The organism is Merdibacter massiliensis (genome assembly GCF_900155395.1).
Taxonomy (GTDB): Bacteria; Bacillota_I; Bacilli_A; order Erysipelotrichales; family Erysipelotrichaceae; genus Merdibacter; species Merdibacter massiliensis.
The window spans coordinates 1-12651 of the sequence record NZ_LT699727.1 but is presented as its reverse complement, the minus strand read 5'-3'; the positions used below and the strand labels follow the sequence as shown (position 1 = coordinate 12651).

Annotated in this window: 9 protein-coding genes; 7 read left to right on the top strand and 2 right to left on the bottom strand. The window is 41.4% G+C overall.

The window, feature by feature from the left end; genetic code table 11:
• The first annotated feature begins 41 nt into the window (after positions 1 to 41).
• From miaB to BQ9859_RS07980, 4 genes are all read left to right on the top strand, one after another.
• Positions 42 to 1493 (top strand): tRNA (N6-isopentenyl adenosine(37)-C2)-methylthiotransferase MiaB, encoded by a 1452-nt coding sequence (miaB, locus tag BQ9859_RS07995; protein WP_075878029.1) that lies wholly within the window; start codon positions 42 to 44, stop codon positions 1491 to 1493.
• 137 nt (positions 1494 to 1630) lie between these two features.
• On the top strand, positions 1631 to 3292 hold the full coding sequence (locus tag BQ9859_RS07990; RefSeq protein ID WP_075877685.1) for a ribonuclease J: 1662 nt from the start codon (positions 1631 to 1633) through the stop codon (positions 3290 to 3292).
• A gap of 20 nt (positions 3293 to 3312) precedes the next feature.
• The gene (locus tag BQ9859_RS07985; protein WP_075877684.1) at positions 3313 to 5715 is read left to right on the top strand and encodes a DNA translocase FtsK; all 2403 of its coding nucleotides are present in this window, start codon (positions 3313 to 3315) and stop codon (positions 5713 to 5715) included.
• Between the two features lie 83 nt (positions 5716 to 5798).
• Positions 5799 to 6272, top strand: a complete 474-nt coding sequence (locus BQ9859_RS07980; RefSeq protein WP_075877683.1) for a RidA family protein — start codon at positions 5799 to 5801, stop codon at positions 6270 to 6272.
• Positions 6273 to 6305: 33 nt separating this feature from the next.
• On the opposite strand, the gene BQ9859_RS07975 is transcribed toward BQ9859_RS07980, so the two are convergent.
• Complete coding sequence (locus BQ9859_RS07975; RefSeq protein WP_075877682.1) at positions 6306 to 7973, bottom strand: Rqc2 family fibronectin-binding protein; 1668 nt, start codon at positions 7971 to 7973, stop codon at positions 6306 to 6308.
• 104 nt (positions 7974 to 8077) lie between these two features.
• On the opposite strand from BQ9859_RS07975, the gene gmk reads away from it, so the two are divergent.
• A complete protein-coding gene (gmk, locus tag BQ9859_RS07970; RefSeq protein ID WP_075877681.1) occupies positions 8078 to 8656 on the top strand; it encodes a guanylate kinase in 579 nt (192 codons plus the stop codon).
• A 235-nt stretch (positions 8657 to 8891) separates the two neighbouring features.
• Here the strand turns inward: gmk and gdhA are convergent, their stop codons facing one another.
• Entirely contained in the window at positions 8892 to 10223 is a 1332-nt protein-coding gene (gene gdhA / locus BQ9859_RS07965) for an NADP-specific glutamate dehydrogenase (protein WP_075877680.1), read from the bottom strand.
• Positions 10224 to 10448: 225 nt separating this feature from the next.
• Here gdhA and BQ9859_RS07960 point away from each other — a divergent pair, with 225 nt between their 5' ends.
• A complete protein-coding gene (locus tag BQ9859_RS07960; protein ID WP_075877679.1) occupies positions 10449 to 10673 on the top strand; it encodes a FeoA family protein in 225 nt (74 codons plus the stop codon).
• A partial coding sequence (gene feoB / locus BQ9859_RS07955; protein ID WP_075877678.1) for a ferrous iron transport protein B occupies positions 10670 to 12651 on the top strand: 1982 nt, incomplete at its 3' end. The genes BQ9859_RS07960 and feoB, both read left to right, overlap by 4 nt.

Genomic DNA, 12651 nt, shown 5'->3' with positions numbered 1-12651 from the left:
TTAAGGTTATTGGACCGTCTTTTATGGAGGTAAGATAGATGATGAAACAACAGCCTGGATGGGTACTTCCAAATTTGCGTGAAGCACAAAAACGTACACATCAAGACAGTAAGATAGAAAGAGCGTTATTTACGATTCCAGCTCAATGTCAGGGAATTGGACGAGGAAAATATTATTATTTGCGTACATACGGCTGTCAAGCAAATGAGCGTGATTCTGAAACACTTGCCGGTATTCTGGAAGATCTGCAGTTTACGCCTACGAAAGATGTCGCAAAAGCGGATCTGATCTTGATGAACACATGTGCTGTTCGAAAAAATGCAGAGGATAAAGTTTTAGGAGAAATTGGTCATTTCAAACAATTGGCACAGAATAGAGAAGATCTTGTGATCGGTGTTTGCGGCTGTATGGCTCAAGAAGAAAGCATTGTATCTACGTTATTAACGACTTATCGCCATGTCAATTTGATTTTTGGTACCCATAATCTTCATCGTTTGCCGGAACTTCTTTATAAAGTCATGATCGGACATGAAAAATGTGTGGAAGTTTATTCAAAAGAAGGCGATGTCATTGAAAATCTTCCAGTACATCGTTTTGGAAAACATAAAGCTTGGGTCAATATCATGTATGGATGTGATAAATTCTGTACGTATTGCATTGTCCCGTATACGCGTGGAAAGGAACGCAGCCGGCAGATAGAAGATATCCTGGATGAAGTGCGCACATTAAAACAAGAGGGGTATCGTGAGATCACATTGCTTGGACAAAATGTGAATGCATATGGAAAAGATCTAGGCATCGAAGGCGGTTTTGCCCGTTTGCTGGCAGAAACGGCTAAAACCGGCATTGACCGCATTCGTTTTACGACCTCACATCCTTGGGATTTCAGCGATGAAATGATTGAAGTGATCGCAACCTATGATAATATCATGCCTTTCATTCATCTGCCTGTGCAGTCGGGCGACAGCGATATCTTGAAGATCATGGGCCGCCGTTACACGATAGAAGAGTATAAAACTTTGTTTGATAAGATCATGGCGCGCATTCCCAATTGTGCCGTTTCTACTGATATCATCGTCGGTTTTCCAAATGAGAGCGATGAACAGTTTGAACATACGATGGATATCGTGGATTATTGCAAGTTTGACAATGCTTTTACTTTCATCTATTCTCCGCGAGAAGGCACGCCGGCAGCACAGATGGAAGATAATGTGCCTATGGAAGTAAAACAGAAACGCTTAACGCGATTGAATGAGCGCTGGAATGCCTATGCACTTGAAAAAAACAAGAAATATGAAGGCAAGATCGTAGATGTATTGGTAGATGGACCTAGCAAGAAAAATGAATCTGCTTACAGCGGTTATACAGATACGAATAAACTGGTCAATTTTACGGGAGAGGGCGTACAGAGCGGAGATATCGTCAAAGTAAAAATTACGCAGGCACGTACATGGTCCCTGCATGGAGAACTGCTGAAGGAAGAAAATAAATAAATCTAGAAGAGAAGCCGTTGATTGATGGCTTTTTCTTCTGCTTTGAAGTATAATGTGTGTAGGTTTTATAATAATTGAAAGTATCTGGACGATACGATCAAGATAAATTATGCACAATAAGATAATGGAGGATAATTATGAGTAAAGTTCGTATTTTTGCGTTGGGCGGACTCGATGAAGATGGGAAGAATATGCTCGTCGTGGAAGTCGATGATAAAATTTTTGTAATTGAAGCGGGTCTGAAATATCCTGACAGCGAAACATTGGGAGTGGAATTTATCATTCCTGATTTTACCTATTTGATTCAGAATAAAGAGCGGGTGAAAGGAATCTTTATTACGCATGCACACGATGATGTGGATGCCGCATTGCCATATCTGCTCAAACAGATCAATGCACCTGTCTATACCGGCGGGATGACGGCGTTGATGATCCGTGAATTATTAAAAAAGGAAGGCGTGCGCAATGCCAAAGTGCACCGCATAAAAAGAAAAGACACGATTCGCATCGATGGTGTGAAGATTCATTCTTTTCCGATGACGCATTCTTTTCCGGATAATTACGGTATCGCTATTGAAACAGATCAAGGGTATATTGTTTATACGGGAGAATTTATCATTGATTACGATATGATGCAGAATGAATATAACTGCGATCTTAACGTATTGAGCGAATTTGGAAAAAAAGGTGTCCTGGCATTGATGTGCGAGTCACAGGGCGTGGAAAGAAATGGACATACTTCACCTAATCATCGTATTACCAATCTGATCGAACCGATCATCGAGACGCATTTAGAGGGAAGAATCTTGATTTCTACCTATTTCCAAAGCTTGTTTCGAATTCAAGAAATATTGGATATTGCCATCAAATTTCATAAAAAGATCTATATTCATGATGATGCGCTGTTGCATGTTTTAAAGTTGATGGAAGAAATGAAATACTATCGTGTTCCTCGTGAATTATTGATCGATCGAAAGAACTTTAATAATGCTATGGAAGATGTATTGGTGATCATCAGCGGACAAGGAAAGAATTTGTTCCGTACGATGAATAACATTGCCAACAAAGAAGATCCGGTTGTTCAATTCCGCAACACGGATACGATCATCATTGCTTCTCCGATCGTCAGCGGTACGCAAATGGAAGCAAATTCCATGGAAAATGAAATTTATAAAGAGGGCGGCAAGATTTTTACATTAGATTCTCGTCAGGTACTTTCTATGCATCCAAGCAGGGAAGATCTAAAAATGATGTTGTATTTGTTCAAGCCGAAATATTATATTCCGGTCAAAGGAGAATATCGTCATTTATATATGAACGCCACTTTGGCCATGGATATGGGCAATGCAAGCAACAATATTTTGGTTTTGGATAATGGACAGGTAGCAGAATTTGAAGACGGCGAGATCAAAAGCACTGCTGAACATCTGCCGTTGACCGATACGATGATCGATGGAAAAGAAAACTGGGACGTCACCGGTGTTGTTTTGAAAGATCGAGAAATTTTGTCTACGGACGGCGTCATGATCGTTGCGGTCGGAATCAATGCAAAAACGAAAGAGATCATTAATGGACCAGATGTACAGACCAGAGGTGTCGTATATTTGAAAGATGCCGAGAATGTAGTCAAAGAAGCAGGTGTGATGTTAGAAGAGTGCATACGCGATGCTGTCAAAGAAAAACGTTATGATAACATGGATGTCCGCAATGAAGCGCGTGACCGTATTACACGTTATTTGGTAAAGAAACTGGGAAAACGTCCAATGGTTCTTCCAGTCATTTTGGAAATCAATCTCTAAATTGATAAAGGGGGAAGTGTATGGCAAAGACAAAAAGCAGAAAAACACAAAAGAAAAAAGGTGGACTGCAAAGTGATGTCCTTGTCTATATTTATGCGTTGGCAGCAATTGCCATAGCCGTGATCGGCTGCTTGAAGATCGGCTTTGTCGGAGGTCTGTTGACCTCTGTCATACAGTATTTGATCGGAACGCTGTATGGTGTTTTTTACGGTGTGGTCATTCTTATCTCTTTATTAGCGATTTTTCGAAAATCGTGGAAACAGCTGCCAATGCAGTATGTCTTGGCAATCGTGTTGTTTTTGATCGGCTGGGGGATCTTAGCAAGCATTCCTCCAACAGAAGATCTGATAGGAAGTGAGTTGTTCGCAAATTATCTTAAAAATTCAGCATTGATCTTTCGAGGTGAAATCGCACAAGGAGGCGGATTGATCGGCATTGCCGTGACTTCTTTATGTACCTTTTTGTTTGACTATACCGGAACAAAGATCGTTGTCGTAGCTTTGTTTTTAATGGCTGCAGCCTTAGCGGTTCACGGAACCCTTTCTATGCGAATGAAGTCTGCAAAAGAGGCGATGAGCGCCTCTTTTGCTAGTCATCAACAGGCAGCACGAACAAAACGTGAACAGCGTAAGATTGTCAAAGAACAGCGCCATAAAGAAAAACAAGAAGCGAAGATGGCGGATATTCGGGCGGACGATACCAGCGAGGAAGGGCACAGTAAAAAAGAACAGCGTGCTAGCTTATTTATGAACGTAGATATCGGCAGTGATCAGGATCGTCTCAAACAGCCGCAGCTGTTTGAAGAAACATCAGACCATCTGGATGTTCCAAAAGTAGAAAATGATGGAGAAGGAGTGCATATCTTAATGAGCACAGATCATTCTCCTCAGCAGGATACAGTACAGGAACCAGTACGTTCTGTCGTAGAAGAGATCATTGGTAAAAAAGATGATTTTGTCTCAAAATTTGATATAGATTACAGCAACTATAAGCTTCCCAAGATTTCTTTATTAAATGAACCAGGAAAAAAGGGTAAATCAACAGCCAATCTGCAAGCTGCGAAATTAAAAGGAAAACAGCTGATCGATATCTTGGAACAATTCGGTGTCAAAGCAACGCTGGTGGGCACCCACATCGGACCGAGCATTACCAAGTTCGAAGTGCGTCCGGATTTAGGGGTGCGAGTCAATAAGATCAGCAATCTGCAATATGATATAAAGATGGCTTTGGCCGCTAAAGATATTCGTATCGAAGCACCGATTCCGGGGAAAAGTGCCGTCGGTATTGAAGTGCCGAATGAAGAAAAGACGACCGTTCATTTTAAAGATATGATGCGTTCGATACCGCAAAGCATGGCAGACCGCCGTTTGCTGTTTTGTTTAGGCATGGACCTGATGGGGAACGCCGTCTATGGGGAACTGAATAAAATGCCGCATTTGCTGGTTGCCGGAGCAACTGGAAGCGGGAAATCGGTTTGTATCAACTCCATCATCTGCACGATCTTGATGCGTGCAAAACCTGATGAGGTGAAAATGCTGCTGATCGATCCTAAGAAAGTAGAATTTACCCCTTATCATGAAGTACCGCACTTGATCGGACCAGTGATTACGGATGGTGAAGAAGCAAATCGAGCATTGAAAGTCATCGTAAAGATGATGGATGACCGTTATGAAATGTTTGCTATGGCAGGCGTGCGCAATATTCAATCATATAATGCAAATGTAGACGCCCATCCCCAGGAAGGCCATGAGAAGCTGCCTAGCATCGTGGTAATCATTGATGAGCTTGCCGATCTGATGCTGGTTGCCGCAAAAGAAGTGGAAGCCAGCATTCAGCGAATTACGCAGTTGGCGCGAGCAGCAGGGATCCATTTGATCGTAGCAACGCAGCGTCCCAGCGTTGATGTCATTACAGGCGTGATCAAAGCCAATATTCCATCGCGCATTGCTTTTGCTGTTTCCAGTGCAGTGGATTCCCGTACCATCTTGGATCAAATGGGTGCGGAGAAATTGCTTGGTTATGGAGATATGCTGTATCTTCCGGTAGGAGAAACCAGCGCAAGACGTATCCAAGGCGTATTTGTCGATGATCATGAAGTTGCGCGAATCACTGAATTTTGTAAAAAACAAGGACGACCGCGTTATGAAGATGCGTTCTTCCGCTTAGAAGAAGTGGATCAGCAATTCAAGTCTTCCGCCAGTGAAGTACAGGAAGATCCATTATATGAGGAAGTTCGTGATTTTGTGATTCGTTCGCAAAAAGCAAGCACTTCTTTGATTCAACGAAAATTCAGTATCGGTTATGCTCGTGCAGCCCGTTTGATCGATGTGCTGGAGGAAAGAGGCATCATCGGACCTTCGCGCGGATCAAAGCCACGCGAGGTGTATGCAAAGGGAAACGATGATAATCAAGGCGATTATTAATGCAGAATCGTTGCATTTTCAAAAGAAAGTTTTATAATAAATAACATAGTGCTACGGGCATGGAAAATACAGGAGGAATCAATATGAATGTATTCGTAAAAAAAGTACAAACAGATAAGGCGCCAAAAGCGATCGGTCCTTATTCACAAGCTACAAAATTAGGTGATTTTGTTTATCTTTCAGGACAGGTACCACTGGATCCGGAAACAGGCAAACTGGCTGGAGACAGCATTGAAGAACAGACACATCAGGTCATGAAAAATATCGGTGCGATCTTGGAAGAACTGGGTCTTCGTTATGACCATATCATGAAGACAACTGTTTTCTTGAAAGATCTGGCAGATTTCCAAGCATTCAATGAAGTATATGCTGGTTATTTCGATGATCAATATCCTGCACGCAGCTGCATTGCGGTTGCTGATATTCCAGCAGGTGCAAAAGTGGAAATCGAATGTCTGGTAATCGATACGATGGTGTATGAACAGCAGATGGCTGCACAGCAAGGCGGATGCTCTTCTTGCGGCGGCGGTTGCGACAGCGGTTGCGGAGGCTGCTAGTCAATATAAAAGGTGATGAAATTTTCAATTTCATCACCTTTTGTTTTTATGGTATTGTTTGTAAATCTGACTGATTGTTTCTGAATCTGGATCGATGTAAATCGTTCGATAACTTTGCATCGTTACCATACCGCTTTTTGAACCGGGTACTTTTTTTAACTGACGTACCTGGCAATAATCGACAGGAACACTGCTGGAATAACGTCCTTGGGAATAATAGGCAGCCAGCATGGCACAAATGCGCAATAAAGATTCATCCGGTTCGCTGTTACAGCAGATCACGTGGGCGCCATGATATCCCTTTGCATGAAACCATAGATCATTTTTACGGGCTAATGTACGTGTCAGATACTCATTTTGTAAATTGTTTTTTCCCAGATATACCAATGTTTCACCTATAGAGAACGTAGTATAGTGGGGAATCTGTTTGCCTTTTGAACGACGGTGGATCCCGGCTTTTTTCGGTTTCATATGTCCTTGGCGGACTAATTCTTCGCGAATTTCGATGGCATCCGGTACAGAAGCAATCGCTAACTGGGCATCCAATTGTTCGAAATATTGAATTTGTTCTTCGCAAAGATGAATCTGTTCCTGTAAGATCGTTTGCGCACGGCGCTGCTTGTGATATTTCTGATAATAGCGGTTGGCATTGCGTGCGATGTCAAAGCGCATGTCAATAGGAATCTGCACATTTTCTTCCCGCTCAAAAGAAGGAAGGGTGATTATCGGCTCTTTTTGAATCTGCGAGTGGTAAGCGAACAAGAGATCGCCGTATTCTCGATAATGATCACAATCCATTGCTTCATCCAGCGCTTGCAGCAGTTTTGGCAGCTTATTTTTGTTCTTTGTCAGTTCGCGGCGAATGACACGGGCAATATCGCCGCTTTGCTGTTTGATTCGTACTTGTTCTTCCTTTTCGTAAAAGAGCATATCCATTCCTTCCGTTAATGGGAAATGGTTATCAGCTTCACCTAAATGCGTTAATGCTAGACAATGAAAGAGGGTCTTTCCTTCTCTTCGGTAGAGGTAGAGCGTGTGGCTTTCTGTTAATTCCTGCATGATCGCATGCAGTGATTCTCCGTGTTTAAAACGGTATTGCAGCTCACGTGATAATAAAGGGGAACATCCATGCAGCTGTGCACTGTAAGGTTGAGTATCATCCAATTTTGATGTATCGCAGTTGAATGGATCTTGTTTCCTTTCATCTTGTTTTGGTAAAGTATAATATGCGCCCGGATGGATCAAACGCTGGTTGTTTTCAAAGACCGGGATTCGTTTTAAAGCATCTACTATGATGCCTTCTTCGTTGACCAGGATCAAGTTTGCATATTTTCCCATCAACTCCACGTAGAGATCATGCATGTGCAGATCACCTAATTCATCACGCGCTTCAATTGCTATTTTTAATACGCGGTCTAATCCGATCTGTTCTATTTTCCGAATAAATCCGCCTTCAATTTGTTTACGCAACAACATGACAAAATTTGTAGGAGATTCTAATGTCGTGTAGTTTGCCTGCGTCAGATGAATCCGATTGTATGTGCTATGCAAGGATATAAGCAAACGATGTGTCTGATGTGCAGAGCGCAAGGTCCAAAGCAGTTCTACATCGGAGATATTTTGTATTTTATTGATCCGGCAGGGCAAGATCTCTTGTAAATCTTTTTGTATCTGGTATAGTAAAAGGCCGTCTAATGCCATATAATCACTCCTTGTTTATTGATTATATCACAGATGAAAAAAAGTTTGACAGAATGTTTATGCACTGGTAAAATATGCAGTAAATAAAATGGGAGGATGGATGCATGAAAAAAGGTTTGCTGATCATCATTAGTGGTCCCAGCGGAGTCGGTAAAGGAACCGTACGTCAATATTTTATGAATGACGATCGGCTTCGGCTTACTTATTCGATTTCCATGACTACAAGAAAACCGCGGCAGGGAGAAAAAGATGGGGTAGACTATATTTTTACCAACCGTGAAAAGTTTGAGGAAGCAATTGCCAATGGCGAATTATTAGAGTGGGCAGAATTCGTCGGAAATTATTATGGAACACCGTTAGCACAAGTAGAAAAATTGAGAGAAGAAGGAAAAAATGTACTTTTGGAAATTGAGGTACAAGGAGCGGATCAAGTAAGAAAAAAATGCCCCGATGCGTTAACGATTTTTATTATCCCCCCGAGCATGGAAGAGCTGGAAAAACGCATACGCGGCCGGCGGAGCGAACCAGAGGAAATCGTTCAGCAGCGTTTAGCGAAAGCTGAGAATGAAATGAAAATGGTAAGCAATTATAAATACATCGTATGTAATGAAGACCCGCAGTTGGCAGCAGAATTGATCAGTTCGATCATTCGCCGTCATATGTACGTGGAAGAAAATGTATAGTGTACGGTTTCGATTTTTTTGCTGGAAATGAAATATAAAAATAGACAAATGATATGAAGACTCTTTGCTGAACAAAAACAGCAGAGAGTTTTTTTAGATGAAAGCATGCCGTGACCACGACCGCAAAAGGTGACTTCCAAATGTCAGATCAGGATAATGAAATGAAAAGAAAATGGATGCTTTCCTGTATTTGTCAGGAAGCATCCATTTATTCACGTTAATTTATAATTATTTTTTATACGATACCTTGTGCCAGCATGCTGTCTGCAACTTTGATGAAACCGGCTATGTTTGCACCGGCCATATAGTTGCCTTCCATACCGTATTCTTTTGCTGTCTCACTGCAAGTTTTGAAGATTTCTTCCATGATTGCTTTTAAACGAGCATCTACTTCTTCAAATGTCCAGGAGATACGTAAAGAGTTTTGTGACATTTCCAGACCACTGGTTGCTACACCGCCTGCGTTGCTGGCTTTGCCAGGGGCATACCAGATACCTTTTTCCATCAGCACTTCGATTGCTTCAGGAGTACATGGCATATTGGCACCTTCACAAACAGCGATGACACCATTTTCTGCTAATGTCTTGGCATCTTCTCCATTTAATTCATTTTGTGTAGCACAAGGCAATGCAATGTCACAAGGAATGCTCCAAATGCCTTTTCCTTCGTGATATTGAGCTCCTGCCACACGCTGTGCATATTCTTTGATACGGCCGCGTTTCACTTCCTTGATATCTTTGACAATATCTAATTGAATGCCGTTGGGATCATATACATAACCATTTGAATCAGAAAGAGCAACTACTTTTGCACCTAATTGTGTTGCTTTTTCACATGCGTAGATGGCAACATTGCCGCTTCCGCTGATAACGACTGTTTTTCCTGCAAAAGAAGTACCATGCTCCTTTAACATTGCTTCTGTAAAGTAGCAAAGACCATATCCAGTTGCTTCTGTACGAACCAAAGATCCGCCCCATTTTAATCCTTTTCCAGTTAGGGTACCGCTGAATTCATTGCGCAGACGTTTATATTGACCAAACAAATAACCGATTTCACGTCCGCCTACACCGATATCGCCTGCAGGAACATCTGTATCAGGACCGATATGGCGTGCTAGTTCGCTCATGAAGCTTTGGCAGAAACGCATGACTTCTCCATCGCTTTTTCCTTTTGGGTCAAAGTCGCTTCCGCCTTTTCCGCCGCCCATTGGCAATGTGGTCAAGGCGTTTTTGAAAATCTGCTCAAATCCCAAAAATTTAATGATGCTGATGTTTACAGATGGATGAAAACGAAGCCCACCTTTATAAGGACCGATTGCAGAATTGAATTCTACACGGTATCCACGATTGACCTGTACCTTGCCATTATCATCTACCCAAGGTACACGGAAAATGATCTGTCGCTCTGGTTCAACGATGCGGTCAAAAATTCCATTTTCAATGTATTCCGGATGTTTTTCAGCCACCGGCTCCAGGGAAGTGAAAACTTCCGTCACTGCTTGGATGAATTCCGTATCGTTTGGATTGCGAGCAATGACACGATCCAAAGTGCTTTGTAAAACGTTCATCTAAATTCCCTCCTCATAAAAACATTTTTATTATATCGCAAAAGAAATTAAAATGAAATACAAATGCAAATAATTTTCATTCTAAATGAAATATATTTTCATATGAGTGGTTTGAACATGTTTTGCATATATATGCAAAATGCTTTTATTTTAGAATAAAATTGATGCAAATAAATCTGACAATTCTTGAATCTAGGACTATTTACAATTTAGAAGGGTGATGAAATGTATGCAGATCAGCTAAAGAATGAACAAACAGCCAGAGTCTTATTATTAAAGCATTCAAAGGAAAAAAAAGAGCGGCTGACTGTGATGGGAATTTGTAAAAATGCAATTATACGATACCACGGCACTACGTTGTTTCGTGATCCATTATTATTTGAAGTGGATGAAACATTACTAGCCATACGTCGAAAAGATGCCAGACTGATCGAGGTGGAACTTTTATGAAAGAATGTGTAGTCGCATTTGTAGGAAATCCGAATGTAGGGAAAAGCGCATGGATCAATTTGTTGGCCAATGCACAATTTAAAGTTGGCAACTGGCCTGGTGTCACCGTCGAAAAAAAAGAGGCAAAGATTGTTTATCGTGGTACTTGTTATCATTTGATTGATCTGCCCGGTACGTATTCTTTGCATGAAAAAAGAGATGAAGGAAGGATCGCCGCTGCTTATTTAAAAAATCAAAAAGTAGATTTGATCATAAACGTCTGTGACAGTTTGCATTTAAGACGCAGTCTTCGTTTGACCATGCAGCTAAGAGAATTGCAGCTGCCGATGATCGTTGTTTGCAGTTTTTATGATGTGGCGATACGGAAAGGAATTTGGATTGACTGTGACCGCATGCAGGCTATTATAGGCATGGACACTTGTTTTATGAGTGCATATCAAAAAAAAGACCGGCAGGCATTATGGGATCTGATAGAAAAAAAGCGTTCGTCTGTCCCTGTTTACCCGCCATTGTTTGCGCAAAACTGGGATGAACATGTACGGATGGTCAATACACATTTAAAGACCGTATTTCCCGATGAAAGACAGCGTTACGCTGCTTTGTATGCATATTTTCGAAAAGAGGTTACAGAAGGATTATCAAGCGTAGAGAAGCAATGGCAGGAGCGATATGAACAGGAAGATGTGTGGTCACGTTATGATGAAGTGGTCGATCAGATCCTGCATGCGGTCATGAAAGAGAAGAAACATAAGAGCGTGTATTCATGGATCGACCGTATTTTGTTGCATCCATTGTTAGCGTATCCTTGCTGCATTCTGTTTTTTTATTTGTTTTTACAAATGGTATTTCAAGGAAGCACGCCATGGAGCGATTTTATACGTTTCTTAGCACAAGACTATCTCATACCCTATGTACGTTATTGGTTGCAAGATTGCCCGCAATTCTTTTTGGATTTTTTTACAGAGGGAATCTTGCAGACCATAGCAACGCTGTTGAGTTTTCTGCCGCTGATAGCAACATTGTATTTTTGGATCGCTTTTTTAGAAGAAAGCGGATACTATGCGCGAATTGCTTTTTTATGCGATCGGATCATGTCTTATTTTCATCTAAGCGGGAAAGCTTTTTTAGCTTTTATACTCGGCGCAGGATGTAATGTGCCGGGTATTCTAGCTACGAAATCGATGGAAACGCAAAAACAGCGAATGTTGACTGCCGTTTTGGTCCCGTTTATCTCTTGTGGGGCCAGACTGCCCGTTTATTTATTATTTTGTGCCAGTTTTTTTCGGGGAAAAGAAGCTGCTGTCATTTTTTCATTATATGGAATTGGTTTATTGATCGCTTTTTTATGTGCGTGGATATTGAGCAAGTTTCCTTATTTTCGCGAAGACGATATTTATATGATGGAGCTGCCATCTTATCGGCTGCCATCTATTCGCGTATTGGGGAAAAAAGCATGCAAAGAATGTATAAACTATATGAAAAAAGCCTGTAGTGTCGTATTGCTGGTGACGGTTGCATTATGGTGTTTTTCTTATTTTCCAAATGGAGAAAGGGAAGACAGCTTTTTAGCAAAGACAGCACAAAAAGCAACATTTGCATTTGCCCCATTAGGATTTGGCGATAGCTGGGAGTGTGTTGCATCATTGCCAGGGGGGATCGTTGCAAAGGAAAGCATCTTAACTTATCTGTATCCGCAGGAAGAAAAAGTGATGCGTGCACCTGACTTTGTAAATGATTTTTTTGCTATTGTACAAGAAGGGATCCAGGCAGGAAAACAAGCTCTCTTTCTGCAAACAAAGGCAAAGACCGCTACCCCTCTGCTCACGATATGGCAAGATGAAAAAGCGCCTTTAAAAGCATACTGTTTTTTAGTTTATGTCTTGTTGAGCATTCCTTGCGTCATGACATTATCAACGATCCGGACATTATATGGAAACCGCTTGCTGATATGCAGCATTTTGTTAATGAGTATTTTTCC